Below are 26,526 nucleotides of genomic sequence, written 5' to 3'. Positions count from 1 at the left end.
AGTTAGGGCGCTATCAGCCTAAATTTGCTGAAACCATCATTTGTAAAGCGTGGTAATGTAAGGGCGGAGTATGTTGAACAGTATCTGTCTTCGGGTGAGAGATTATCGCACGTTACCGCGTGTGCTCTTGGCGCTTATCTTTTTTGTTATTATTGGATGTAGTAGCAAAGATTGGCGAAAGAACGAGGTATTTGCCGTTCCACTTCAACCTTCATTGCAACAAGAAGTGATACTGGCTCGTATGGAACAAATCCTTGCGAGTCGGTCTTTAACCGATGATGAATACGCACAGCTTTTATATGAGCGCGGTGTGTTGTATGATAGTCTCGGTTTAAGGGCGCTGGCACGTAATGATTTTTCAACTGCGTTAGCCATTCGTCCTGATATTCCTGAAGTTTTTAATTTTTTAGGGATATATTTTACGCAGGCAGGCAATTATGATGCTGCCTATGAAGCGTTTGATTCTGTTTTAGAGCTTGATCCAACTTACAATTTCGCGCGAATGAATCGTGGCATCGCATTATATTACGGTGAACGGTACAAACTAGCGCAGGATGATCTGCTGGCGTATTATCAGATAGATCCAAATGATCCTTTTCGTACTCTGTGGCTTTACCTCGTAGAGAAAGACATAGACCCGCGTATGGCGCAAGATAATCTTGCTGCCCGCTACAACCAAGCGGAGAAAGGGCAATGGGGCTGGAATATCGTAGAATTCTATCTTGGCAATATCAATGAAAATACATTGATGGAGCGTTTGAAAGAAACATCTACGGATAACACTTCGCTCGCTGAGCATCTCAGTGAAACTAACTTCTATTTAGGTAAGCATTACCTAAGTCTGGGGGATAAGGATAGCGCAGTTGCGTTATTCAAACTGACGGTAGCTAACAACGCTCACAGCTTTGTTGAACACCGCTATGCATTGTTGGAATTGGCGCTGTTAGGCCAAGAACAAGACGACCTTTTAGAATAGGGCCAGCAATAGCTGACGAACATTTCATGATAAATTTTTAAGTCATCATCCCTCGGGGTGACGGCCTATTTGTTCGTTTAATAAACACAATTTGAGCCAGTTCACATTTTAAATGAAAATGACCGAAATGATTTTCGCATGGTTATGTAAACTGGCTGCCATTATGTATGAGGCACCTTTACATGACTACTGAGACCGATATTTCTTTTGCTGAGTTAGGTTTATCAGCATCTATTTTGACAGCACTAAATGACCTAGGATATGAAAAACCATCACCAATCCAACAGCAATGTATTCCATTGTTAATGGATGGCAACGATGTATTAGGTATGGCACAAACAGGTAGCGGTAAAACTGCTGCGTTTAGTTTGCCATTACTGCATAACATCGACCCAGATTTAAAAGCTCCGCAAATTTTAGTCCTTGCACCAACTCGTGAGTTGGCTGTTCAGGTAGCGGAAGCAATGAGCGATTTCTCTAAACATATGAACCGCGTTAACGTTGTTGCCCTGTATGGTGGTCAACGTTATGACGTACAATTACGTGCACTGCGCCAAGGACCACAAATTGTTGTGGGTACACCAGGCCGCCTTCTGGATCACTTAAAACGTGGCACGTTAGACCTCTCTAAATTAAAAGGCTTAGTTTTAGACGAAGCTGATGAAATGCTGCGTATGGGCTTCATTGAAGATGTTGAAAACATCATGAGCCAAATTCCAGCTGAGCACCAAACTGCGCTGTTCTCTGCAACAATGCCTGAACCAATTCGTCGTATTACACGTCGTTTTATGAAAGACCCGAAAGAGATTCGTATTCAGGCTAGCATTACCACTCGTCCAGATATTGCTCAAAGCTATTGGACTGTGTACGGCATGCGTAAAAATGAAGCGTTAGTACGTTTCTTAGAAGCAGAAGACTTTGATGCAGCAATTATTTTCGTGCGTACCAAAAATGCAACATTAGAAGTGGCTGAAGCGTTAGAACGCAATGGTTACAACAGTGCTGCACTAAATGGTGACATGAACCAAGCACTGCGTGAGCAAACTTTAGAGCGCTTAAAAGATGGTCGTTTAGATATCTTGATCGCAACTGACGTTGCAGCGCGTGGTTTGGACGTTGAGCGTATTAGCTTAGTTGTTAACTATGACATCCCAATGGATGCCGAGTCTTACGTTCACCGTATTGGCCGTACAGGCCGTGCGGGTCGTGCAGGGCGTGCGTTACTGTTTGTTGAGAACCGTGAACGCCGTCTGCTACGTAACGTTGAACGTACGATGAAACTGACTATTCCTGAAGTTGAATTACCAGATGCAGATCTGCTGAGCCAACGTCGTCAGGCGAAATTTGCTGAGAAAATTCAACAGCAATTAGAAAGCAGCGATTTAGACCAATATCGTTCACTGTTAGCAAAAATGTCTCCATCAGAAGATGTAGATATGGAAACTTTAGCCGCAGCATTACTGAAAATGGCACAAGGTGAACGTGCTCTGATCCTGCCACCAGATGCGCCACGTCGTCCACGTCGTGAATTTAATGATCGCGATGATCGCCGTGGTGATCGCCGCAACAGCAACGGCAATGGTTTTGACCGTGCAGAACGTGGTGAGCGTGGCGGACGTCGTGAGCGTCGTGATGTCGGTGATATGGAAATGTACCGTATTGAAGTTGGCCGTGATGATGGTGTGGAAGTTCGTCACATTGTTGGTGCGATTGCTAACGAAGCGGATATCAGCAGCCGTTATATCGGTAATATCAAATTGTACGGAACGCACTCGACAATTGAATTACCAAAAGGCATGCCAACTGACGTGTTAACTCATTTAAGTCGCGCACGCATTTTGAATAAACCAACTCAAATGCAGCTGATCGGTGATGCACAACCGTTCGAACGTCGCGGCGGTGGTGAGCGTCGTGGTGGTGGTCGTCGTGATGGCGGCAGCGAAGGTGGCTTTGGTGCAGGTCGTCGTAATGACCGTGGCGGTGAGCGCGGTGGCGAACGTCGTAGCGGTGGTGAGCGTCGTGGCGGTGGTAACCGTGACCGTGGTAACTCTGCTCCACGTCAAGATGGTACTAATGCAGCACCTCGTCGTCGTAGCAGCAGCCATAACGCGTAATTGCTAGGTTTTAGGGAAGTTATTCCCTAATAAAATGAAAACCCGCACTTCTTGGAAATGCGGGTTTTTTGCTAGCCATTTTTACCTAAGTATGTAGTAGCGATAAAGCGTTTTTTCTAAATCTTGTGCTGTACTGATAAAAAGTAGGATAACAACGTTATTTGTTTGCATATCAAATTCATATAAACAACGATATTGGCTAGTTATATCGATTCGCTCCCGAATTAGTAGACCATTATCGGCTAACATTTGATTTGGGCGATAACGCTTTGGATCTTCTGATATTGCTCTAACGGATGATAAAAGTAGCTCATCAACAAACGCGGCTGCTTGAACACTGCTCATAAAATTGATTTTAAACGATTCTACATCCTGTAGTGACCATAATGCAGTTTCTGCGAGGGTGACCGTATAGGGTTGTTCCATCACAATTTCCTTTCATTATTTTCTTGCTGCACGTAATTTTTCTAGCGCTTCTTCTGGTGATAAGATTCTCTTATTTTTAACATCATCTTTTGCTGCCATCACCAATTTTAGCAGCGCATTTGCTTGGCGCTCTCTTTCCCTTTCTTTTAGCTCTATTTCACGTTCTTCACTTGTTTGGATAAACAGCTCAGATTGCCCATTTTTTGTTACAAAAACGCCGCCCTTAAAGAGCTCAGGGTTACCAAGGCCTTCACGTGCTGCTTTTTGCGACATTGTATTAGACATATTTTGTTCCTATAAATAGTGAACACACAACCCAGAATAACGTATTGTGTATTTTTTGAACTTATATTTCTGATTATAGAAAAAATCAGTTAGATGTACAAATTTATTATTAATTTATACACCAAGTTTGTGCGTAGGAAGTTGAAGCGCGACTCAAACTAACCCCAATGCCTCTTTTAGTGGCTTGAGATAACGGCGGCTGACAGGTATATGTTCACCGGAACTGAGTACCAACTCGGCTTGTCCACCGTCGCCAAACAGAATTTCATTTAACTGAGTCATGTTAACCAAATATTGGCGATGGCAGCGCACTAAAGGTGTACGAGTTTCTAATGTGCGTAATGTGAGCTCAGTAAAGCCTTCTTGCCCTTGTGTGCTCATTACATACACGCCACTCATACGTGAGGTGGCATATAGCACTTCATCAAGCTTCATCAAATAGATGCGGCTATGGCCAGTACAAGGGATAAATTTGAGCGGATCATTGTTGCTGAGCAGTTCAAGGTTCTGTTTTTGCTTACCTTGACGTAGGCGGTTTAAGGTTTTTTTTAATCGCTCTGTTTCAAGGGGCTTTAACAAGTAATCAAATGCATGCTCTTCAAAAGCTTGGATGGCAAATTCATTAAAAGCGGTAAGAAAGACGATATAGGGGCGGTCTTCTGGATCTAACATACGTACCATTTCAAGGCCAGTTAGGCGCGGCATTTGAATATCAAGAAAAACCACATCAGGCTTTTTTTTGTGAATGACCCCAATCGCTTCAATCGCATTTGCGCATTCACCGATAATTTCAATATCATCGTGTTCTTCAAGTAGGCAACGCACATTTTCCCGTGCAAGAGGTTCGTCATCAACAATCAATACATTCATAGAGGTAATTTAATCATTATTATGTTGTAGCCAAATAAGGCAGGCGAATTTTCATTCGAGTGAATTTTTCTGGCTCATGTTCTACGCTGATACCATATTGTTCACCATATTTTAAACGTAAGCGTTTATCGACTAGCCCCATTCCTAAGCCATCGGACTTTTTAGTGGGCTTGTATAGCCCCGCGTTATCTTCTATTTCGATGTAGACATGTTCACTGCCGATATAACTACGTATTGTAATATATCCTGTTTCTAATAACTGTGAGGTGCCGTGTTTAATTGCATTTTCAACCAGTGGCTGCAGGGTAAATGCTGGAAGTTCAACCTGTTTGACTTCATCTGGGATCTCAATATGAATTTGTAAGCTTTCTTGAAAGCGGGCTTTTTCTATCTGCAAATAGGCGTTGATATGTTCAATTTCTTCACCAAGCGTGGCATTTTGTTCAGGTCGTTTTAAATTATTGCGGAAAAATGTCGAAATATATTGCACAAGCTGGCCTGCTTGCTGGCTATCTTTGCGGATCACGGCTTGCAGCGTATTGAGTACATTAAACAAAAAGTGGGGGTTCACTTGCGCATGAAGTAGTTTAACTTCAGATTGTAACAGTGATTGCTTATTGCGCTCATATTGGCCCGCGAGAATTTGCGCGGAAAATAAGCTGGCTATGCCTTCACCAAGGGTACGATTTATGGAGCTAAATAGGCTATTTTTCGCTTCATACAGTTTAATTGTACCAATGACTTTTTCATTTTCCCCGCGTAATGGGATCACTAATGCAGAACCGAGTTTACAGGTGGGGCTTAATGAACACTTGTAAGGCGTTTCATTGCCATCGGCATATACAACTTCATTATTCTCAATAGCTTGCCTTGACTGACTCGACGAAATCGGTGTTCCCGGGCGATGGTGATCAGCGCCAATACCAATAAATGCGAGTATTTTTTCACGATCAGTGATGGCGACGGCGCCAATTTCTAGTTCTTGATAAATAATCTTGGCAACTTTCATACTGTTATCAGCATTAAAGCCTTTACGCAGAATTCCTTCAGTAGTTAAGGCGATTTTTAGCGCCTGAGCAGAGAATGCAGTTGTGTATTTTTCAACAATAGCGCGGCGGTCGAGTAAAATACGAATAAACATAGCTGCGCCAATCGTATTTGCGATGACCATAGGTGCAGCGATATTTTTAACAAGTTCGAGGGCTTCATCGAAAGGTTTTGCCAACAATAAAATAATTAGCATTTGTATGATTTCAGCAATAAAAGTGACACTGCTGGCAATCATAGGATTAAAAATTTTATTAATTTCGCCACGTTTCATAAAGTAACGATGAACTAACCCGCCAATCAACCCTTCAACAATCGTTGAAACCATACAGGCAAATGCACTCATACCACCCAATGAATAACGATGCAACCCACCAGTAAAACCAACGGCAAAGCCGACAGCGGGGCCGCCTAATAGGCCCCCAAGCACGGCACCAATGGCGCGAGTATTGGCAATAGAATCATTGATATGCAAACCAAAATAAGTACCGATAATGCAAAATACTGAGAAAATCAGGTAGCACATCACCTTGTGAGGTAAGCGAATAGTGACTTTAAGTAATGGGGTAACCAGCGGGGTACGACTGAGGACCCATGCGATCACTAAGTAGACGCACATTTGCTGGAGGAGGAGTAATATTAAGTCAAATTCGTACATGCTCGTCATATTTCACATTCTGGGGGTGTTGACTACGTTCAGCTCCTTGGGTCACATACTTGTGTATGCTCCCCAAGCTATCTTCTCTTGTCGCCTACCCATAATGCGAACTATTTAGAGCATGGCTCGTCATGTTTCACATTCTGGGGGTGTTGACTACGTTCAGCTCCTTGGGTCACATACTTGTGTATGCTCCCCAAGCTATCTTCTCTTGTCGCCTACCCACAATGTGAACTATTTAGAGCATGATACGTTGTGGGATTTTTATTTTGTGGCGGAATTATTTATTCTTGCTATCTATTATTAGTCTTTATTCGGCTTGAAATTATATCGTAAGTCACTGGTTAAGTAATCGACATTTGAGAAAAGTACACTCATCAATATTTGACATAAGTCTGAAATCGCTTCAATATTAGTCAATGACCTACCTTTTCGTGATCTTGCGCACGAATTTATTAACGCTGTATTTAACTTTCTTGTCATACTCTAGGGATGGTAGTTTCCCCCGTTATTATTTAAGGTTCACATAAATAATGAAAAAAAGAACAATAGCACTGATTTTGCTGATGCTTATCTTAATAGCAGCAGCGGCACTTTTTCATTCCCATAACCAATATTTATTGTTACAGGGGGAAGTAGATGCACCTGAAGTTATCGTAACCTCGAAAGCAAAAGGGCGGGTGATTGAGCGCCATATTGAGCGTGGTGATGATGTAAAACAAGGGCAACTTCTCTTAACATTAGAAAGCCCTGAGCTACAGGCGCAGTATGCAGCATCAAAAGCGGCAAGAGACCAAGCAAAGGCGCAGCTAGAACTCTCTATTAATGGTACTCGCGAAGAAACTATTCGTGATCTTCAAGCCACCTTGGCACAAGCCAACTCTCAATATCAAAATGCCTCTCGTGAATATGCTCGTTTAAGTAATTTAAAAAACAAAGGGTATGTTTCAGAGAATGAGTTAGATAACGCACGTAAGGCCAAAGAAGTAGCATTTTCGCAAGTTCAAGGGGCAAAAGCACGGTTAGAAGAAGGCTTACATGGTGACCGTATTGAATTACGTCAGCAATATGAGGCGGCGCTTGACCAAGCAGAACAAAAATTGGCTGAATTGCAAGTTCAGGTGGATGATTTGCAAGTTAAAGCCCCGGTTGATGGGGAAGTAGGACCTATCCCCGCTGAAATTGGCGAATTATTTAATGCAGGAAGCCCTTTGGTTTCATTAATACGCCTGCCGCAAGCTTATTTTGTCTATAACTTGCGTGAAGATATTTTAGTTGATGTGAAAAAAGGCGATAAAGTACAGCTGGATATCCCAGCGTTGGGTAATAAGGTGGTTGAAGCTGAAATTCGTTATATTGCACCAAAAGGTGACTATGCTACTAAGCGAGCAACACGTGCAACGGGTGACTTCGATTTAAAAACATTTGAAATTCGCTTATATCCTGTAGAGCCGATCGAAGGGTTAAGGCCTGGCATGAGTGTGTTATGGCACTGGGATAAGTAAAAGGTGTTGCCATGAAATTTAAGTTCGCTTGGCACGGTTTTGAGCACGCCTTTAGCCGTGAAACCCAAATGGCTATTCGTAGCCCTGTTTTTCATTGGTTAAGTTGGCTGTTTCCATTAATGCTGTTTACGTTAGTTAGCGCTAACTTTTCAGAGGGGACATTAATGGATTTACCCGTTTCTGTGGTGGATGACAATCATAGCCCCGTGTCTCGGCAAATTATTCGTGACCTTAACGCAGGCCCGCACGCTGATGTAAAAACGATTGATGATAATTTGAGTACGTCATTAAAAAGACTCGGTAGTTCAAAAGATTACGCGTTATTGTATATTCCTCATAACTTTGAAGAAGATGTTTTACGGGGGCGTCAGCCAGAGCTGCGGATGTATTATAATGCGCTCTTTTATGCATCAGGCAGTTATGCGATTCAAGATTTTAGTGGGCTAGTGGCAGAGCTGAACGCGAAGTATCGCCAAGAAATGGCTAAGTCTATGGGAAAAGCATTGCCGCCATTAGCTCAAGTCACACTTTCTTATGACAGTTTGTTCAACCCGAGCGGTAGTTATATTTATTATCAACAGTTTGCTGCAACTATTCATATGCTACAGCTATTTGTTGTTACCGCAACAATCTACACCATGTCACGAGGTTCTACCTTACAAAGTGTTAAACCGTTTGTCATGGCGTTACTTGGGAAGTTAGCTCCTTACACCTTATTTTTCAGTATATTGCTTGCGGTAGAGATTGCGGCACTAGTCACTATTTTTGATGCTAAAGTGGTAGGGAACCCGTTATATATGATTGTATTAGGGTTTTTCTATGTGATAGCAGCGCAAAGTATCGGTTTATTGCTGTTTAGTTTTACCTCAAGTGCCATCATGGCGTATAGCTTGATAGGGATGCTGGTGAGTATCGCCTTAGCCTTTTCGGGTATGGCTGTGCCTGAGCTATCAATGATATTACCTGCACAGATTATTTCGAATATTGAACCACTTACACATACATTGAATGCTATGTTTGATATTTTCTTGCGGGAGATTTCTTTTACTCGCATCGTTCAAGTGTGTCTATTTTTATTGATTTACCCATTTGTGATTGGCTTTTTAATCCGTAAGCGACTAGTAAAACGGTTAGAAAACCAAGGAGGGGTTGTCTAATGGCTATCTATTTTGCAACCTTTCGTAAAGTGCTGCTGGGGATGTTGGAAAAACCGATGTGGCTGTTATTATTGGTTTCTCTGTGCGTTATGAGCTTAGTTTATGCCAAGCCTGTTCTTTGGGACTTACCTGTTGCAGTTATTGATATGGACCACAGCACAGCAAGCCGTGAGTTAATCCGTGATCTTGATGTGACGCCGAAGGTGCAATTGCAGAGTTATGATAACCTTGCTCAAGCTCGTCAGGATATGATTGCGAGAAAGTTATTTGCGATAATTATCATTCCAACAGATTTTCAACAACACTTATTGAGTGGTAAAAATATCACTGTGCCAGTGTATGGTGATGGCACCAACCGGCTAGCAAGTGGGCAAATTCAGCAAGAGTTATCAAAAGCCTACCAAACACTGCTCAATGCCTATAACACCCAGTTACTCACTAAAGCAGGCTATAGCCAAGAACAAGCGAAAGTGATTATTACCCCTATTCGCAGTGAAACTGAGCCACTGTATAACCCAGGGATCAGCTTCGCAGCAATCGTTTTTCCTGGCTTGTTAGTGATGTTATTACAGCACTCCCTGTTGATTGCCTGTGTGCGAGTCAGTATCGCGGTCCGTTCTACGCCGAAAGGAAAACCACCATTAGCCGTTTATTTAGGGGCGCTATCTGCTTTAATTCCGATTTGGTTATTTTTATCTACCGTATTTTTTGCCCTTTGGCCGTGGGTATTGGGTTACCGGCAAGAAGCGCCATTGTATGTGATTTGGATGTTCACGTTCCCATTCCTCTTGGCTGTTCTGGGGCTTGGCAAGTTAGTGACGGAATGTTTGCGCAGTGTCGAAATGATTTATTTAACTTTGGCATTTATTACGACCCCTGTGTTTTATATGTCAGGTACGATTTGGCCACTGCAAGCGATGCCTGATTGGGTTCGTATGATTGCATCAGCACTACCATCAACATGGGCCACAAACGCTATGGCAGGTCTTAACCAAATGGGACTACCGTTTAGCGATGTCCTGATGGATATCGTGATGATGCTGATTTTAGGGGTTATTTATACGGTCATTGGGGTATTTATTGGTATGCTCCGAGATGGCGAACTGCGTCATATTAGCCATATGTTTAACCGCTGGCGCAGGCATCGGCATTAATATTTAATCGTGTTTATGGTCTATTAGAAAAGGCGGCCTAAAGAAATAATGACTAATTAATCGACAAATGCTAAACTCAACTGCAATGTAGTCACAATGTAGCTACGTTTGATATGTGTAGGGGGATGATATGTCAACACTATTGAAAACAACAGATGTTCGTAGTCGAATTGATGAACAATTAAAAGCGGAAGCCACGAGTGTATTACAAGATTGTGGTTTGACTATTAGCGCAGCTATTCGTTTGTTTTTAGAACAAGTAGTTCAAGAGCAAAGAGTTCCCTTTGAAATCAAACGTAAGCAACCTTCGCTGAAAACTACACTAGCGTTGAAAGAAGCTAAAGCTATTGAGCAGCACTACGATTCAATTAACGAAATGATGGTGGAGTTAAGCAAAGTTGACTCAGAAGCCAAGTAATAAGCGAGCTAAGCAACCAAGGCAGGTTGCTTATACACCAACGTTTAAGAAGTCATGGGAACGATATAACCGAGCGGGCCGTAGGGATATGAATGCGGCTGTTCTCGTTATGGAAATACTGTTTTCTCAAAAAATAATACCAAAAGAATATCTTGACCATGAATTAGAAGGTCATGAATGGCAAGGAGCTAGGGAGCTTCATATTGGTGGTGATTTCTTACTGGTTTATCGCTTGTCAGATAAAGGTAATTTAATCACTTTCGTTGATATTGGTTCGCACAGTGAATTATTTGGTTAAGGTAATGAGCTATAGTTCGAGCTCATTACCTATTGTATATCAAGGCACTAGCAACAACCCTGCAATTTGTCGCCAATAACCATTACAGTTTTGGTTTACGATATTCAGCGGAATATCCCCATTTTCATTGGCTTTAAACTGTTTGATTATCTCAAGGGATTCTATACTTTCAGGGGAAATGCGCACAATATCTACAAGATCATGCATTGAATGCAGGTCATTGCCAAGGTTATAGCAAGCACCACTGAGCGTTTGAATGCCATTCAATGTAAACACCTGTTGTTGTTCTTGGGAAAGCACCTTGCGCCCTTGTGGGTAGTTTATACAGCAAGTTTCACACTCGTCTTTTTGCTTATTTTCAGAGCGCGCAGTAAAACAGCGTGCGGAATAGGCAAGTGGTAAGTGACCGTAGCTCATCACTTCAACATCAAATTTGCCACGAATACCGATGTCATCACATTGGTGAAGTAAATTGACTAGCCAATCACGAGAAAGTTCTACAGGCATACACCAGCGCACCATGCCTTGGCGTAAGAGAATATTTAAGGTTTGTGCGTTATAGCAATTCAAACCGTGGCCCGCGACAAAAGGAAGTCCTCTCTCGGCTAACATGTTGACCACACCAAAATCATGCGCTTCAACGAGAAACTCGCCATTATCAACTAACTTGCTGATCTCTTTAAGTTCTGAAGGTGCTTGAAGGAGAGCAAGGGTGCTCAGCACAATCTGTTTACCACTTTTCGCGAGTTGTTGTGCGAGTTCTATCCAATCATTGGGCTTCATTTCTCGACGTTTACTGCACACAGTCTCACCGAGATAGATAATATCGGCGTCACTTTGAACGGCGTGTTGATAAAAATCTTCCAGCGTTTGCTTTGGCCAGTAATAAAGAATAGATCCTAACGAGTACTGCATGATATTTACCTTTTAAATTACTGCCATTTACGATGATAGGCACCCAATGTAGTTTGGCTTCCTTCAGAAAGCCCACCTAATGCTTTTAGCCATTTAGGGTCGGTGACAAAGTTATTCGGGTTGGATTTGTAGCGGTCGATGGCTTGGCGCCAAATACGGGTCACTTCAGTCACATAAGCTGGGCTGCGCTGGCGGCCTTCAATTTTGACAGAGGTAATATTCGCTGCCATTAATTCAGGTAATAATTCAATGGTATTGAGGCTGGTGGGCTCTTCTAGGACATGATATTTCTGTTCATCGACAAGATAACGTCCTTTACATAGTGTTGGGTAACCGGCATTTTCATCTTTTTGGTAACGGTCTATCAACACATTATTAAGGCGTGATTCCATTCCTTCCTCAGTTTGTTGCCAACGAACAAAACGGGCTGGAGAGCATGCACCTACGGTATTTGGCGACTCACCCGTGAGATAAGAAGACAGATAGCAGCGGCCTTCAGCCATGATGCATAAACTACCAAAAGCAAACACTTCAAGCGGTACAGGGCTATTTTTGGCTAATTGTTTCACTTGGTGAATAGATAGCACGCGCGGCAGGACGACACGATGGACTTGAAAATTACGTTCATAGAAGCGTATGGCTTCAGTATTGGTCGCAGAGGCTTGAACAGAAACATGCCTTTCAATATGCGGGTATTTATTTGCCGCGTACTCTAACATTGCGATATCGGCTAAGATCAAGGCATCGGCACCGAGATCTGCAGCAAGATCGACGGAGTTTTGCCAACGTTCGTAACCATTAGGGTGCGCAAATGTATTAATCGCAATATGTAATTTTCGTTTACGGTTATGAATATAGCGCTCAGCTTCGTGCAGTTTTTTTTCAGTAAAATTGAGTCCTGCGAAATGGCGCGCATTGGTATCATTTTTTAATCCAATATAAACGGCATCAGCACCGTTATCGACAGCCGCTTTTAACGCGGGCAAATTCCCTGCTGGGCAGAGTAATTCCATTGTCCTATCCCTGTATAAAATTTAATAGCTGCCATTCTAGTCAACAGAACTGTTATAGATTTTGATTTAGAGCAGAGAAATTGTTAATGGATATCAGTATTCGTTAATTAAGGTTGTTAGGGAAATAAGGGGACTGGTGGGTAATAAAGAAACTGTATCAAATAGTAGAGAATAAGTTTATTAAATAGGGAAAATGAATCATTTCTGACTAAATTTTGAACATTAATTGGATGGTATGGGTAATTAGAAATAGTTTTTTATCAATGGAAAGTGAGAAATAAATATTGGCGGGATGGGCAAAAATTGATATAGGATCAAACCAATAATGTCATTTTTTGGCAAGATAACTTATCGTGAGTCAAATGTTAGGTTAATGACTTCAATAAATGGGGTTATTAGCGTTGAAAATTTAATCATCTAAATATGCAATATGTTACCCTAAATAATTCGAGCTGCTACTGCGGTTAAGTAGTTACACGAAAACGGGCAGACAATTACTACGGGAGTCAGTACTGTGTTAGGTAAAATTCGTTCTCAACTCATCACAAAAGGCCCTTCATTTTTGAAACTGCCTTTAAAAGTGACCCCATTCGCATTACAGCGTCAGGTTCTCGAGCAGTTGCTAAGTTGGCAATTTCGCGAATCAGTAAAAGAAGGGGAACTTGATTTTCTCGAAGACAAATGGCTAAAGGTTGAAGTTCGTGACTTAACGTTAGTCTGGTTTATCAGTTTGCAAGATGGCCAACTGTCTGTAAAACAGCATGCAGAGGCTGATGTTAGTGTGAGTGGTAATGCGAATGATCTGGTACTGATCGCCGCGCGTAAAGAAGACCCCGATACGCTCTTTTTCCAACGTAGATTGGTGATTGAAGGGGATACTGAGCTCGGACTCTATGTGAAGAATTTAATGGATGCTTTCGAACTCGAAAACATGCCAGCACCGCTGCGTTTTGCTCTATTACAATTAGCCGATGTGATTAAAACCGTGCATGAAGCTGAGGGCGCAGAGCATAAATCGCCTGCGTTAACTTCATGCTAATTCGAGTTGAAATCCCTGTCGATGCAATGGGTATTGATAAATTATTGCGTGAAACGTTTCCAACTGAAGCGGAAGCTAACCTTGTTCAACATTTGCGTGAGGATGGTTTGTTAACTCTCGGGGTTGTGGCAACAAATGATGATGGTGAAGTGATTGGCTATGTTGGCTTCACACCCGTTGATGTTAACGATGAAGACGTACAATGGGTAGGTCTTGCGCCATTAGCGGTAAGTAAAGCGCATCAAGGCCAAGGGATCGCAGAAAAACTGGTCTATGAAGGGTTAGATAGCCTTAATGAGTTTGGTTATGGTGCTGTCGTTGTACTGGGAGATGAAGGCTACTATTCGCGTTTTGGTTTTGAACCGGCTTCAAGCCACGGCGTAAGCTGCCAATGGCCTGAACAACAGGCTCATTTTTTGGTTTGTGGCTTAGAAAATGGCGAAATCGGGGAACACCAAGGTTTGGTGACTTACTCTTCACACTTCAATAATTTATAGTTAGCTAAGTAGTCAGTTAAATTATCAGGCTGGTCAATGACCAGCCTTTCTTTTATCTTTTTATTCAGTTGCTTAACTTGATATTCTATTTTTGACGCGGCTGAGCGAGAACCAATAAAACAAGAAAATACCAGTTCTAGTGGTATTTTTCCTTTCAATGCTTTTGCCCCTGTTCCTGCCTTATGTTGCTCAAAACGACGTTGTACATCGGTGGTGATACCACAATACAAGGCGTTATTTTTCTCTCTTATTAAGTAAAGATACCAATCACTTTGTTTTGATTGTTTTTTTTCTAGGGTTGTTTTTATCATTCTGTGCTGATTTATAAGAAGAAAATATTAGGTTAACAACGAATATATTCGTTAAGTAAGATATTTATAACATATTAAAATTTAAATAAAAAATGATATAAAACTGTCACAAAGTTGTAACCTCAATCTAAGTTAATATTCAAATTATTTGAATAACTATAGCAAAATTAGCTAATTTTCTTTTCAAAATAAAGCGCATAATATGATCCATATCACAGAGGGATAGTAAAAATCCCAACTAAAAATCAATTTTACAAGAAGGTATATACAATGAAAAAATCAACATTATTAGCTGCTGCTTTAACTTTAGGTGCTGTTTCATTTGGTTCAATGGCGGCTGAAGAAGTTCAACATACTAATCAGTCCGCAGCAGGTTATGTCTCAGTAACGGGTGCTGTGAGTGTAAATGACCTGACCGCACAATTGGCCAAAAAAGCTGATGAAGCTGGCGCTACTTCATTCCGTGTGATTTCTGCTGGCGGTGAGAATAGCATGAGTGGTACCGCGGCTATTTATAAATAAATTTATTCGTCATAATTCACGTCACAGCGTTGTTGGCTACGTTTACTCGCACTAGTCACATACTTATGTATGCTCCTAGCGTCTCGTTCACTTGCCGCCTAGCTGTACCACGAATTATTTAGAATAAATACTCGAATTTAGTTGGCGTATAGGCCTAAAAATATTTAGGTTAATATTTCAGCTAGTTAGGCTATAGTAATAGCGAATTTTATGCCTACGTTCAGAACAGTTTAAGCAAGCTTAGGGGTAACCCGAAAGCTTGTTCTGAACGGGTTTATATGGAAACCGCTATGACGCCTGAACAAACTTTAAAACACATCCAACGCTATATTGCTCGCCAACACGTTTTTTCCCTTTTTGCTCATCACAACAATGATATCTGGCCTGCCAGTTGTTACTATGCATTTGATGCGAAAACGATGTGTCTGATTTTAATGACAGACCCGAATTCCAAGCATGGGCAATTGATGGTGGCTAACCCGCAAGTGGCTGGCACAATATCGGCGCAAACTAAAGCTGTGAATACAATACAAGGCATTCAATTTACAGGTGAAATTAAAATATTAGAAAGTGAGGAAGCACAACTCGCTCGCGGTTTCTACTGCCGCCGCTTCCCTGTGGCAATAGCAGCGAAACTGCCAGTTTGGCAGCTTCACTTACAGAATGTCAAAATGGTGGATAATAAATTAGGTTTTGGCACCAAGCTATATTGGGAATGCCAAATTTAACGAAGCCTATGGATCACTTGATTTGAGCTACCGCGCCAAATTAAGCGCGGGTCATGTAAATCCTGCTCAAATTTACCGTCAATCACGGTATTGACAAAACTCACCACTTTTTGCTGTTCAAGCGTTAAATCACCCAATGTGTATCCTGTCCATAACCAGATGTCTTTATCTGGGCAAACGGCTTTAACGCGTTTTACCAACTTGAGCACTGCAGGCAAATTGGCTGGGTGTAGCGGGTCTCCGCCGGACAGGGATAATCCCTGTCGACGAATACGCGTGTCTTGCAAGTCTTGGATAATTTGGTCTTCCATTTCTTGGGTGAATGGCACACCTGAATCCACTCGCCATGTACTTTGGTTGTAGCAACCACGGCATTGATGAACACACCCTGCCACAAACAGTGTACAGCGGGTTCCGGGGCCATTGACCACATCAACAGGATAATATTGGTGATAATTCATGGCATTAACCTATTTGGCCGTTACCTAAATGCTTAATACGGCGTTTGACTTCCTCTTGTTTTCCTGCATTAAATGGCCTTGCATCTGGGCTGCCTAAATAGCCACAGACACGGCGGATAACTGAAACTCGGTTAGTATCATGATTACCACAAGCCGGGCAGGTAAAACCTTTGCTGGTGCAGGAAAATTCACCGGAAAAACCGCATTCATAACACTCATCAATTGGTGTGTTAGTTCCATAATAAGGCACATGTTGATAGCTGTAATCCCACACGTCTTCTAAGGCTCTAACATTATGTTGTAAGTTTGGATATTCGCCATAACAGATAAAACCGCCATTCGCGAGTGCAGGGTAAGGCGCTTCAAAATCAATTTTATCGTAAGGATTCACTTGTTTTTCAACATCTAAGTGGAAGCTGTTTGTGTAGTAGCCTTTGTCGGTAACACCTTGTATCACTCCAAATTCAGCGGTATCGAGACGGCAAAAACGGTCACACAAATTTTCACTTGGTGTGCTGTATAAACTGAAACCATAGCCTGTTTGGGCTTTCCACTCATCAGTGGTTTGACGTAAGTGGCTGACAATTTCGACCGCTTTTTCGCGCAATTTTTCATTATCATAGACATGAGTTTGTGTGCCAAAAAGTGCATTGATGGTTTCATGCAACCCAATGTAACCTAAAGAAATAGATGCACGACCATTTTTGAATATCTCAGCGACGTTATCATCCGCTTTTAAGCGAACTCCACAAGCGCCTTCCATATATAAAATTGGCGCAACACGTGCTTTTACGGTTTCTAAACGGGCAATGCGAGTCATTAAGGCTTTTTTGGCAATAGCTAAACGTTCATCCAGTAATGCCCAGAACGCATCTTCACTGCCCTGTGCTTCGATAGCAATACGAGGCAAATTGAGGCTGATAACGCCTAAATTGTTGCGGCCATCATGAATTTGTTGCCCATTTTCTTCATAGGTGCCAAGGAAACTGCGGCAGCCCATTGGCGTTTTAAATGACCCAGTAACATCAACGACACGGTCGTAGTTAAGAATATCGGGGTACATGCGCTTACTGGCACACTCTAAAGCGAGTTGTTTGATGTCGTAATTAGGGTCACCCAGTTTATGGTTTAGGCCATCTTTAATCGCAAAAACGAGCTTAGGGAAAACCGCCGTTTTGCGGTTTTTGCCAAGGCCCGCAATGCGGTTTTTCAGAATAGATTGCTGAATTAATCGTGCTTCTTTAGAGGTTCCGAGACCAAAACCAAAGGTGACAAACGGGGTTTGGCCATTTGCGGTGTGAAGCGTATTGACTTCATACTCTAAGGATTGAAAGGCGTCGTAACACTCTTTATCGGTGCGGCTGTGTGCATAACCTTCTGCGTCTGCTATTCCCCATTCTTTGGCGACGTTTAGGTGCTTTTCGTAGCTGATAGCGACATATGGTGCTAAAATTTCGTCAATACGGTTAATGGTTGTGCCCCCATAAATATGGCTCGCAACCTGTGCAATAATTTGTGCTGTAACAGCTGTTGCGGTTGAAATAGACTTTGGTGGCTCTATTTCTGCATTTCCCATTTTAAACCCGTTAGTTAACATGCCTTCAAGGTCAATTAACATACAGTTAAACATCGGGAAGAACGGCGCATAGTCGAGATCATGATAGTGAATTTCACCACGTTCGTGTGCGATAACGACATCTCTCGGCAAAATATGTTGTTTTGCATAGTGTTTAGCGACAATACCAGCGAGTAAATCGCGTTGTGTCGGGATCACTTTACTGTCTTTATTGGCGTTTTCATTAAGTAAAGAGACGTTACTTTGTTCGATTAGCCCACGAATGTCATGTGTCAATTGGCTGCGTTTTTCGCGTTCGCTGTCTCTGTCGTGGCGATATTCAATATAAGCACGGGCTAAGTCTTTATAAGGCCCTGCCATCAATTGGTTTTCGACAGCATCTTGAATTTCAGCGATATCTACTCGGTCACGGCTGCAAAGTTGCTCTGTGACAACAGAAGCAACCTGAAGACAATAATCGTCATCCTTAACATTCACAGCAGCCGCTGCGCGTTTAACGGCTTCCTGAATTCGTGGAAGGTCAAAACCGACCTGACAACCATCTCTTTTAATAACAACCGTTCCCACGGGCATTCTCCTTGTTAAGTTATCCACAATACGACTTCAGCTATTCGCCATGTTTATCACGGGTACTAATCTGTGGATAAAATGTGAATAAATACTATATGTTGTGTCAATTGGTGTAATTAAAGCACAATATGTGGGATATTGCTTTTATTTAGATCGCCAACATTTGATTTAAAACAAAGAAAAAAATAATTTGTATGAAGATCAAAAGCGCAGAGGAAATAAATCTTTTCAGTTACTAGGATTCATTTTAATCATGCAAATAAAGTGTGTGTAATCGAATTTCCATCAGCGGAAAACGGGAAAAGTAGAGTTATAGTGTACAATCGGGAAGTTTTATGAGGACGGTAATACGTTTGGGGTGACAAAATCAGCGGGAAAAATAAAGACACCCCACTCAAAGCATGGGGTGTTTGGCTCGAACTAATCGTTATTTACGTACTGCGATTGCTTCGATTTCAATTTTTACGTCTTTTGGCAGACGAGCAACTTCAACACAAGAGCGAGCTGGGAATGGTGCATTATGTTGCTTGAAAAACTCTTCATAGGTGGCATTCACTGTCGCGAAGTCATTTAAATCTTTTACAAATACCGTTGTTTTCACGATATTAGCCGCACTTAAGCCAGCTTTTTCTAAAATTGCTTTTACGTTAGCCAGTGATTGGCGAGTTTGTGCTGCGATATCTTCAGGCACTTCACCCGTTTTAGGGTCAACAGGGATTTGACCTGATGTGATAACCATACTACCCAAATCTACGCCTTGAACGTAAGGACCGATCGCTGCTGGTGCGTTTTCTGTATTGATTTCGTATGACATAACTACTCCGTTTCATCACGTAAAGAGAAAATACTCATCATGTGGCAAGCCACAGCAGTGTTTGTGGCTTGGTGTGACTTTGAGTATAACTTTATGGGGTATTAGGCGCTATTATAAACATGGATTGCACCTAGACAACACCGCAGTCTACGCAAAAACAACCTACTGGTTATTGATCACAGCGTCTCTATCGAACTCTTTTTCGCAGAATTTACACGTCAGTGCGACTTCTTTGCCGATTTTTTTCACTCGGAAACTGCTTGATACGGGCTCATTATGGCTAATACAGTTGCTATTTGGGCAAATTAACACATTGTCGATATACTGAGGCAGTGTGAGTTCAAGCTTTTCGACCACTTGGTAATCTTCAATGCGATTCACAGTGGCTTCAGGGGCATACATAGCCAATTGGTTAGCTTGCTCAGGAGTTAAAAAGGTATTTTCAATTTTGATAATATCTTTCTTGCCTAAGTTGCTTGAAGGTAAATTTAAACCAATGGTGATGCGCTCATCCGTTTTGGTCAGTTTGAACAGTTTGAGTAATTTGAAGCCAATTTGAGCAGGAATGTGGTCAATAACGGTACCGTGGCTGATTGCTTCAACTTGTAATTTATGGTCGTGTGTCATGATGATTTCCTCCTCAGATAGCCAATTCTTTATTTAAAACCAGTGATAGCAATGCTTGCCTTGCATAAATCCCATTGCCTGCTTGTTGAAAATAATAAGCATATGGTGTGCTATCTACATCAACCGCGATTTCATCAACTCGAGGTAATGGATGTAAGACTTTTAAATTCGGTTTTGCACAATGCAGGTCAGCGGCACTTAAAATAAATTGGGCTTTCACATTCGCGTATTCAGAAGGGTCGAGACGCTCTTTTTGTACGCGAGTCATATACAGAATGTCGAGTTCTGGCATCACTTCATCAATGTTATTGTGCAGGCTGTAGGTTGCGCCTTTTTCTTCTAAGATGTGCAGAATATGGTTTGGCATTGAAAGCGCTTCGGGAGCAATAAAGTAGAAGTGATTACCTTCAAATTTAGACAGTGCTTGTGTAAGAGAATGCACGGTTCTACCATATTTTAAGTCACCAACCATGGCAATTTGTAGGTTCTCTAAACGGCCTTGCGTTTCTTGGATAGTAAACAAGTCGAGTAATGTTTGCGTTGGATGCTGGTTTGAACCATCGCCTGCATTAATGACAGGAATATGGCCTGCAAACTGGCTAGCGAGGCGAGCGGCACCTTCTTGCGGATGGCGCATGACGATAGCATCCACATATTGGCTGATAACAGAGATAGTATCGGCCAATGTTTCCCCTTTTTTACCGAGGGAGGTGTTGGTGCTGTCAGAAAAGCCAACAACAGAAGCGCCTAAACGGTGGATAGCTGTTTCAAATGACAAGCGCGTGCGTGTCGAGGCCTCAAAGAAACAGCTTGCGATAACTTTATGTTTTAGGAACTCGGGTTGTGGCTGCTTTTTTAATGAAGCAGCGACGTTAAGTACTAATTCAAGATCTGAACGGTCTAAATCATTAATCGAGATGATATCGCGGTGGTATAAAGGGTTCGGCATTGTTGTTCTCCTGTGTCAGCAAGACATATTAGGTCTATAGGCCAAAAAAAAGCCCCTCATTGAGGGGCTTTTTTATAAATAAGAAGGGGGAAAAACAGGCTGTCCAGACCGCCAGAAGGCAGTGCAGTGGAGGTGTTCTCTGTAAAAAATAGAGCAGCAACGTTCATGGTTTCTCCCGGCAAATTGTGGCGCATTATACGCATCTGATTCCATGACGCAAGCGTTTGCATAAAGAAAAATACATTTTTTTTATTTTTGCGTTTTGGTGAATATTTGAACTAACTGAAAAATGGGAGAAATAGTATCTCTCAATAGGGAATGCGCTGAGTATTGGTGTTTTTTAAACCAAAATTAAATCACATGATTGAATATACAGTACATTTATTTACACTTATTTTATGTGCGAGTAAGATAATTTTTCTTTTTAATTAAATATGATCATTATGAAATCACGACTTTTTATTCTATTGGCATTCCTTCTCTCTGGCTGTTCATCTGTTTGGGTACCTGTTTCCGGCGGTTCAAAATTCACTCAAGCTGAGGCGAATGCAGTTTGTAAACCTGAAGCCCTTCATTTGTACCCAATCAAAAATGAAGTTGCGCAGCGCTCTGTTATGTCTTATGTCGAAAAAAAATGCAAAAAAGATGATGATTGTGGCAAAGACAAAACTTATAAAGAACAAACACCAGTTATGGAAAGCTATGTGATTGATGTCAATGAAGACACCCGTAATAATTATTACTTGGAATGCATGGTGTCTAAAGGCTGGACAAAAAAAGATAAGTATATGTGGGAATAGCATACAAGCAGCTAAATAGCCCAGTAGGCGCAGTTTACTTGGCTATTTAGCATGACAACGTTTATTTTTGCCCAAGTCTTTTCGCTACTTTCTCTAATTTCATCATTAGTAATAATGTAATCGAAACTAATACAATCGTTAGTGCCGAACCATCTGCAATATTTCCTCTATCGGTTAAACTGAAAATTGAAACAGGTAATGTCGCCCAGCCGGGGGGATATAACATCATTGTGGCACCAAGTTCCCCTAAGGACAGTGATAGGCTTAATGCTAATGCTGAAATCATCCATGGCATCAATAGTGGTAGGGTGACATGGCATAAACGATACCAAGGAGAAGCGCCTAAGCTAAAAGCCACATTTTCAATATCGGGAGAAATACGGGTTAACCCAGTGGAAACATTGCTAAACGTAAAAGCAGAAATCAACACAAAATGAGCACTAAATACAATCCAAAAAGTGCCGTTCATCTGTAAATAGCCTTGGCTGAATGCCACAAGGATCCCAAGCCCAATAGACACAGAAGGAATAGCGCTGGGGAGATAAAATGCAATACTCAGCCACTTTTGTATTTTCCCACTGTGTCTTCTTAGTGCTAACGCAGCCCAAAGCCCACAAAACAGTGCAAATAGACTGGCACTAAAACCAACCACTAGGCTCGATAATATAGCATCCCAAGCAGGCCCACTAAACGCGTTCACAAAATGTTCAAAAGTGAAGCCTGAAGGTAAAATACCATTCCATTGTCGGCTGAAACTTGACATTAAAATCATCACTAAAGGCAGCAAAAATAATAAACAAAATAAGCTGATGGCAATGATAGTGGCTATGGCTCGCCCTTTTTTAGACCATATCAACATAATTAATTCCTTACTCCAAGGCGAGTGGTCGCCATTCTGTATAGGAAAAATAACCCGAGTGAAAGCAAGATGTTAATTAAGGCAATCATGCATGCCACCGCATAATCTGACTCTAATATCGCTTTACTGTAGACCATCATCGGCAAGGTATTGACGCCTTTCGCCCCGATAAACAGTACGATGCCAAATTCATTGGTGGTTAGCAGTAGGCACAGGCTGCCACCGGCTAATAGAGCGGGAAGTGCCGCAGGAAAAATGACTTTCGCGATCACCCGCGCAGGGTGCGAACCTAAAATACTGGCGGCTTCTAACTGGCTCTTGTCTATTTGGCGCAGTGCTGCCATGAGAGGGCGCATGACCAGAGGGGTAAAAACGGTAATTTCTGCTAAGATCACCCCATGAATGGAATAAAGGAAATCAACGGGGGGCAGTTCGAAATCAAACAATGCCATCAAGGTGCCATTGAGTAGACCAGCAGAACCATAAATAAAGGTGAAAGCGAGGGTGATCAAAAAAGTCGGTAGGGCAATAAAAGTATCAATCACTTGAGTGATAAAACGGCTTCCCGGAAAAGGAATAAACACCAAGATCAGCGATAAAACACTGCCTATCACAAGGCAGCCTAAGGTGGCAAAAATGGCAATGTAGAGAGTATTCCATAACCCATTAATAAAGCGTTTTGACTCAATCAGTTGCCAAAATGCATCTAACCCCCATCCTCCGGTTTCATTTTGCAGTGCTTGTTGGGCTATCAACAATAAGGGATAAAAAAACAACGTAACTAACACCAGCAATGGGGGCAATATCCAATAAATGGGCTTTATCGTTATTGATGAACCTTTTGGCACGCTAATATGTGACATGTTATTCCTCAATTAAAACGGTATCCGCAGGTGAAAACCATAAAGTGAGTTTATCGCCTATTTTAGGCGGTGAGGCCAAATGGGTGATGGCAACACTCACGGTTTCACCAGCAACATCACAAATTAAATGCGTTAAATCCCCCTGCCAGCGAATAGAGGTTAATGTGGCTTGTAGCTGATTAGTGGTATTGGTATTTGGCAATAGAGTGATGTGCTGTGGGCGGATACACACCCATTTGTGAGTGCCTGCTCGCATGCCTAATGTATGAGCCTCCAACAATGTTCCACCACAACTGACATTCACTTTTCCAGGGCTTGTTGAAAAACCAAGCGCAGTAGCGGCTAGAATATTGGCTCGGCCTAAAAACTCAGCTGCAAAGCGGTTGGGTGGACGATGGTATAAGGCATTTTTTTCGCCGTGAGCGACTAAATAGCCTTCTTTCATGATACCAATTTTGTCACCAAGTGCGAGTGCTTCCGTTTGGTCATGGGTGACGTAAAGAATAGTCAATTCAGGCAGTTCACGGTGTAAACGGGCGATTTCTTCGACCATATTGTGGCGGATCTGTGCATCGAGCGCGGAAAGTGGTTCATCAAGTAACAGGACTCGAGGCCTTACGGCAATTGCTCTCGCAATCGCAACCCGCTGTTGCTGCCCCCCTGAGAGTTGGTGAGGATAGCGAGTTGCGTAATCCGTCATTCCAACAATTTTAAGGGCTTCAACGACTCGCTCATTAATCAGTGCGTTGGGCTGTTTTTGTGCTCGCAAGCCAAATGCGACATTCTCTTCCACTTTCATATGGGGAAAGAGTGCGTAGTTTTGCACGACCATGCCAAGTCCGCGTTGATACGGGGGAAGGTGGGTGATATCCGTATCACCCAATAAAATGCGCCCGCTATCTGGTTGAGCGAACCCTGCAATAGCACGTAATACCGTAGTTTTCCCTGAACCTGATGGGCCAATCAACACCAATATTTCCCCGGGGTCGATGGTTAAGTCTAGGGGCTTAAGCACGACATTATTATGATAAGAGACACGTAAAGACTCTAATGTGATCCCAGAGTGTTCGGTTTGCTGTATTGCTGTAGTGACTTTTCGTTTCATCAACATCTTAAGTTACTCACCGTCAGTGACTTTCTGCCAACGTGAAATATCATCGGATAGGGAAACTTCAACTTCATCCCAATTAGGTTGCCAAGTTTTCACGCCTTCTAACTTCTGAAGAGCAGTGTGATACTGTTTATCGGATGGTGTGACATCGGAACGAACAGGCATGCCCCATGAAAGCTCACTAACACGGCTTTGTGAGGGTTTATCCAAAAGGAAATTAATCAGTTTTTTACCGTTTTCTGTTTCGGGAGCATTGTTAACTAGGCCGATAACATAGGGTAAAACCAGCGCACTACGCTCCCCGTTGGCATCTTTCGGCCAAAAAATTTGGACATTAGGGTTACGTGCCATTTGAGATAAATTCATTTGTAAGTCGCCATTAGCGACATAGAGCTCCCCTTTATTCACGAGGGCGGTAAGCTTACCTGTCGAGGCGGATGGGCCAACGTTATTAGCCTGCAACTTACCGAGATAATCAAACCCTGCGTCTTTGCCATTAAAACTGTGGAAAACTTGTAACATCACTGCAGTACCATCCCCAGCTTGTCCCGGTGTTGAATATTGAAGTTTATTTTTAAAGCGAGAATCGAGTAGGGAGTCCCAATTTTCAGGAGGAGACTTAAGCAGTTTAGCGTTATAGATAAAGGTCAGGTAATTATTGACTAACGGTGTGTAATAGTGATTGGAATTAGGAATATTTGCTGTATTTTCTGGCGTAAATTCAGCTAATAACTGATTTTTTGCGGCACGTTGAATAAAGGGAGGAACAGTAATCAGCACATCGGCTTGTGGATTGGTACGCTCTTTAGCTAGCCTTTCAACTATCGCCCCTGAACCACTTTCGACATACTGTACTTTGATACCGGTTTGTTTGGTAAATGCTTCGAACTGATTTTTATACCAACTGTTGTTGCCATCGTGAAGCCCATCAGCGGAGTAAACAGTCACAACATCAGCAGCAAAAACAGAGGTAGAGCAAAGGGTTGCCATTAATAGGCCAGCTAAGTAGGTGCGTTTCATGGTTTTCTCCTGTTAAGGTAAAATGTATTCTGGTATATACCAGATGTTTTTTACGCTAACGGGTTTATATGACAGAAAGATGAAATGCAGCTAAATAGCTAAAATTATTTTCTATAGGCAGAAATAATCACAAAGTATCGACTTCGATGCGCAAGCTATCGTGGCGCCAGTATTCAACATCATAATCTAAAATTCGCCCATGTTGGTCATAGTTTAAGCGTTGCAACAATAAGGCTGGACGGCCAACCGTAACCCCCAGTGCTTGTGCTGCTTGGGCAGGCATTGCCGTTGGGTAGAAAGACAAATGCATACTGGTATAGATTAAATTGAAATGAGCTTCGTACACTTCCGTTAAACTGCCGTTGAGGTCGTGGCGTAGCAGTTCAGGAACGCGAGCAGGTAAACAATGGTTCTCACAGTAACAAACGGGTCTGTCATCAGCAAAACGTAGGCGGGTGAGTAAATAAATTTGTTCAAATGATTGAAGTTTTAACGGCTCCATAGCTTCGAGAGGAACTGTAATAACTTTTCCATCCAGTAAAACTGTCTTCGGTTGGCGACCTTGTTCGAGGCAAAGTTTATGGAAATTAGTATTTTGGGTTGGGTCTAACCAAAGGCGCTCAGGTGTGACAAACCAACCACGACGTTCAGACCGGTAAATTGCCCCACTGGATTCTAGCTGTGCCAAACTTTCGCGAATAGTGACACGAGTGGTATTGAAAATGGCACAAAGTTCGCGTTCCGAGGGGAGTTTATCACCACATTTTAGCGAGCCATTTTGAATCTTTTCCTGTAATTGGGCTTTGATAAGCAGATATTGCGGGGCTTCATCCGCTGATAATTTCATGGTTATTTCCTGTCATTGTTTCAGTCATATTATACATAGTTATATGAATTTTTTGTTTCACGAGCACTTTTCCTTTGACCTTTTGAGCAGCCTACG

At 42.2% G+C, this 26,526-nt stretch carries 29 protein-coding genes; 12 read left to right on the top strand and 17 right to left on the bottom strand.

Features of this window, described 5'->3' with window-relative positions:
* Nucleotides 1–70 precede the first annotated feature (70 nt).
* Nucleotides 71–976 (top strand): lipoprotein NlpI, encoded by a 906-nt coding sequence (nlpI, locus tag M1F26_RS17595; RefSeq protein WP_227528851.1) that lies wholly within the window; start codon nt 71–73, stop codon nt 974–976.
* A 182-nt stretch (nt 977–1,158) separates the two neighbouring features.
* Nucleotides 1,159–3,090, top strand: coding sequence for a DEAD/DEAH family ATP-dependent RNA helicase (locus M1F26_RS17590; RefSeq protein WP_004905887.1), 1,932 nt, complete (start codon nt 1,159–1,161; stop codon nt 3,088–3,090).
* Nucleotides 3,091–3,171: 81 nt separating this feature from the next.
* Here the strand turns inward: M1F26_RS17590 and M1F26_RS17585 are convergent, their stop codons facing one another.
* The 4 genes from M1F26_RS17585 to M1F26_RS17570 all read right to left on the bottom strand — a co-directional run bounded on the left by M1F26_RS17585 (nt 3,172) and on the right by M1F26_RS17570 (nt 6,376).
* Nucleotides 3,172–3,516: a type II toxin-antitoxin system RelE/ParE family toxin gene (locus M1F26_RS17585; protein WP_164456148.1), complete on the bottom strand. Its 345-nt coding sequence runs from the start codon at nt 3,514–3,516 to the stop codon at nt 3,172–3,174.
* 15 nt (nt 3,517–3,531) lie between these two features.
* Nucleotides 3,532–3,801, bottom strand: a complete 270-nt coding sequence (locus M1F26_RS17580) for a hypothetical protein (RefSeq protein ID WP_110591059.1) — start codon at nt 3,799–3,801, stop codon at nt 3,532–3,534.
* A gap of 153 nt (nt 3,802–3,954) precedes the next feature.
* Entirely contained in the window at nt 3,955–4,671 is a 717-nt protein-coding gene (gene btsR / locus M1F26_RS17575) for a two-component system response regulator BtsR (protein ID WP_140171823.1), read from the bottom strand.
* A gap of 19 nt (nt 4,672–4,690) precedes the next feature.
* Complete coding sequence (locus M1F26_RS17570) at nt 4,691–6,376, bottom strand: sensor histidine kinase (RefSeq protein WP_140171886.1); 1,686 nt, start codon at nt 6,374–6,376, stop codon at nt 4,691–4,693.
* A gap of 533 nt (nt 6,377–6,909) precedes the next feature.
* On the opposite strand from M1F26_RS17570, the gene M1F26_RS17565 reads away from it, so the two are divergent.
* The 5 genes from M1F26_RS17565 (at nt 6,910) to M1F26_RS17545 (ending at nt 10,908) form a co-directional block, all read left to right on the top strand.
* Nucleotides 6,910–7,881 (top strand): HlyD family secretion protein, encoded by a 972-nt coding sequence (locus M1F26_RS17565; protein WP_140171822.1) that lies wholly within the window; start codon nt 6,910–6,912, stop codon nt 7,879–7,881.
* An 11-nt stretch (nt 7,882–7,892) separates the two neighbouring features.
* Nucleotides 7,893–9,038, top strand: a complete 1,146-nt coding sequence (locus M1F26_RS17560) for an ABC transporter permease (protein WP_004905879.1) — start codon at nt 7,893–7,895, stop codon at nt 9,036–9,038.
* The gene (locus M1F26_RS17555) at nt 9,038–10,192 is read left to right on the top strand and encodes an ABC transporter permease (RefSeq protein ID WP_140171821.1); all 1,155 of its coding nucleotides are present in this window, start codon (nt 9,038–9,040) and stop codon (nt 10,190–10,192) included. The genes M1F26_RS17560 and M1F26_RS17555 overlap by 1 nt, the downstream gene beginning before the upstream one ends.
* Nucleotides 10,193–10,322: 130 nt before the next feature.
* Complete coding sequence (locus tag M1F26_RS17550; protein WP_004905876.1) at nt 10,323–10,610, top strand: type II toxin-antitoxin system RelB/DinJ family antitoxin; 288 nt, start codon at nt 10,323–10,325, stop codon at nt 10,608–10,610.
* A complete protein-coding gene (locus M1F26_RS17545; RefSeq protein ID WP_004905874.1) occupies nt 10,591–10,908 on the top strand; it encodes a type II toxin-antitoxin system YafQ family toxin in 318 nt (105 codons plus the stop codon). Before M1F26_RS17550 ends, M1F26_RS17545 begins: the two co-directional genes overlap by 20 nt.
* A 39-nt stretch (nt 10,909–10,947) precedes the next feature.
* Here M1F26_RS17545 and M1F26_RS17540 read toward each other — a convergent pair whose 3' ends face one another.
* Complete coding sequence (locus M1F26_RS17540) at nt 10,948–11,823, bottom strand: U32 family peptidase (RefSeq protein WP_140171820.1); 876 nt, start codon at nt 11,821–11,823, stop codon at nt 10,948–10,950.
* A gap of 17 nt (nt 11,824–11,840) precedes the next feature.
* On the bottom strand, nt 11,841–12,836 hold the full coding sequence (gene ubiU / locus M1F26_RS17535; protein WP_140171819.1) for a ubiquinone anaerobic biosynthesis protein UbiU: 996 nt from the start codon (nt 12,834–12,836) through the stop codon (nt 11,841–11,843).
* A 514-nt stretch (nt 12,837–13,350) separates the two neighbouring features.
* Between ubiU and ubiT the strand changes: the two genes are divergently transcribed.
* Together ubiT and M1F26_RS17525 are read left to right on the top strand one after the other, a co-directional pair.
* A complete protein-coding gene (gene ubiT / locus M1F26_RS17530; RefSeq protein WP_140171818.1) occupies nt 13,351–13,875 on the top strand; it encodes a ubiquinone anaerobic biosynthesis accessory factor UbiT in 525 nt (174 codons plus the stop codon).
* The gene (locus tag M1F26_RS17525; protein ID WP_112308100.1) at nt 13,869–14,372 is read left to right on the top strand and encodes a GNAT family N-acetyltransferase; all 504 of its coding nucleotides are present in this window, start codon (nt 13,869–13,871) and stop codon (nt 14,370–14,372) included. Before ubiT ends, M1F26_RS17525 begins: the two co-directional genes overlap by 7 nt.
* Here M1F26_RS17525 and M1F26_RS17520 read toward each other — a convergent pair.
* Complete coding sequence (locus M1F26_RS17520) at nt 14,345–14,683, bottom strand: GIY-YIG nuclease family protein (RefSeq protein ID WP_140171817.1); 339 nt, start codon at nt 14,681–14,683, stop codon at nt 14,345–14,347. The two genes, M1F26_RS17525 and M1F26_RS17520, sit on opposite strands and share 28 nt — an antisense overlap.
* Before the next feature lie 270 nt (nt 14,684–14,953).
* Between M1F26_RS17520 and bhsA the strand changes: the two genes are divergently transcribed.
* The gene (bhsA, locus tag M1F26_RS17515; RefSeq protein ID WP_140171816.1) at nt 14,954–15,205 is read left to right on the top strand and encodes a multiple stress resistance protein BhsA; all 252 of its coding nucleotides are present in this window, start codon (nt 14,954–14,956) and stop codon (nt 15,203–15,205) included.
* A 290-nt stretch (nt 15,206–15,495) separates the two neighbouring features.
* The gene (locus M1F26_RS17510; protein ID WP_140171815.1) at nt 15,496–15,933 is read left to right on the top strand and encodes a YhbP family protein; all 438 of its coding nucleotides are present in this window, start codon (nt 15,496–15,498) and stop codon (nt 15,931–15,933) included.
* Here the strand turns inward: M1F26_RS17510 and nrdG are convergent.
* The 5 genes from nrdG to pyrB all read right to left on the bottom strand — a co-directional run bounded on the left by nrdG (nt 15,930) and on the right by pyrB (nt 20,930).
* Nucleotides 15,930–16,394, bottom strand: a complete 465-nt coding sequence (gene nrdG, locus M1F26_RS17505; protein ID WP_096864323.1) for an anaerobic ribonucleoside-triphosphate reductase-activating protein — start codon at nt 16,392–16,394, stop codon at nt 15,930–15,932. The two genes, M1F26_RS17510 and nrdG, sit on opposite strands and share 4 nt — an antisense overlap.
* Before the next feature lie 4 nt (nt 16,395–16,398).
* Nucleotides 16,399–18,537: an anaerobic ribonucleoside-triphosphate reductase gene (gene nrdD, locus M1F26_RS17500; protein WP_140171814.1), complete on the bottom strand. Its 2,139-nt coding sequence runs from the start codon at nt 18,535–18,537 to the stop codon at nt 16,399–16,401.
* Nucleotides 18,538–18,967: 430 nt separating this feature from the next.
* Nucleotides 18,968–19,354 (bottom strand): 2-iminobutanoate/2-iminopropanoate deaminase, encoded by a 387-nt coding sequence (gene ridA, locus M1F26_RS17495; RefSeq protein WP_004907508.1) that lies wholly within the window; start codon nt 19,352–19,354, stop codon nt 18,968–18,970.
* Nucleotides 19,355–19,516: 162 nt separating this feature from the next.
* Complete coding sequence (pyrI, locus tag M1F26_RS17490) at nt 19,517–19,981, bottom strand: aspartate carbamoyltransferase regulatory subunit (protein ID WP_004907509.1); 465 nt, start codon at nt 19,979–19,981, stop codon at nt 19,517–19,519.
* Nucleotides 19,982–19,994: 13 nt separating this feature from the next.
* Entirely contained in the window at nt 19,995–20,930 is a 936-nt protein-coding gene (pyrB, locus tag M1F26_RS17485; protein ID WP_004907510.1) for an aspartate carbamoyltransferase, read from the bottom strand.
* Between the two features lie 443 nt (nt 20,931–21,373).
* Here pyrB and M1F26_RS17480 point away from each other — a divergent pair, with 443 nt between their 5' ends.
* Entirely contained in the window at nt 21,374–21,730 is a 357-nt protein-coding gene (locus M1F26_RS17480) for a hypothetical protein (RefSeq protein WP_036958764.1), read from the top strand.
* 61 nt (nt 21,731–21,791) lie between these two features.
* Here the strand turns inward: M1F26_RS17480 and phnV are convergent, their stop codons facing one another.
* From phnV to phnR, 5 genes are all read right to left on the bottom strand, one after another.
* Nucleotides 21,792–22,589, bottom strand: a complete 798-nt coding sequence (phnV, locus tag M1F26_RS17475; RefSeq protein WP_140171813.1) for a 2-aminoethylphosphonate ABC transport system, membrane component PhnV — start codon at nt 22,587–22,589, stop codon at nt 21,792–21,794.
* A gap of 2 nt (nt 22,590–22,591) precedes the next feature.
* A complete protein-coding gene (gene phnU / locus M1F26_RS17470; protein ID WP_140171812.1) occupies nt 22,592–23,452 on the bottom strand; it encodes a 2-aminoethylphosphonate ABC transporter permease subunit in 861 nt (286 codons plus the stop codon).
* A gap of 1 nt (nt 23,453) precedes the next feature.
* Entirely contained in the window at nt 23,454–24,563 is a 1,110-nt protein-coding gene (phnT, locus tag M1F26_RS17465) for a 2-aminoethylphosphonate ABC transport system ATP-binding subunit PhnT (protein WP_140171811.1), read from the bottom strand.
* A gap of 6 nt (nt 24,564–24,569) precedes the next feature.
* Nucleotides 24,570–25,583, bottom strand: a complete 1,014-nt coding sequence (gene phnS, locus M1F26_RS17460) for a 2-aminoethylphosphonate ABC transporter substrate-binding protein (protein WP_140171810.1) — start codon at nt 25,581–25,583, stop codon at nt 24,570–24,572.
* 127 nt (nt 25,584–25,710) lie between these two features.
* Complete coding sequence (gene phnR, locus M1F26_RS17455) at nt 25,711–26,430, bottom strand: phosphonate utilization transcriptional regulator PhnR (protein WP_004905839.1); 720 nt, start codon at nt 26,428–26,430, stop codon at nt 25,711–25,713.
* Nucleotides 26,431–26,526 lie beyond the last annotated feature (96 nt).

This window comes from Providencia sp. PROV048, from assembly GCF_033688165.1.
Taxonomy (GTDB): domain Bacteria; phylum Pseudomonadota; class Gammaproteobacteria; order Enterobacterales; family Enterobacteriaceae; genus Providencia; species Providencia hangzhouensis.
The sequence above is the reverse complement of the archived record's forward strand: the minus strand, read 5'-3'. Positions and strand labels throughout refer to the sequence as shown.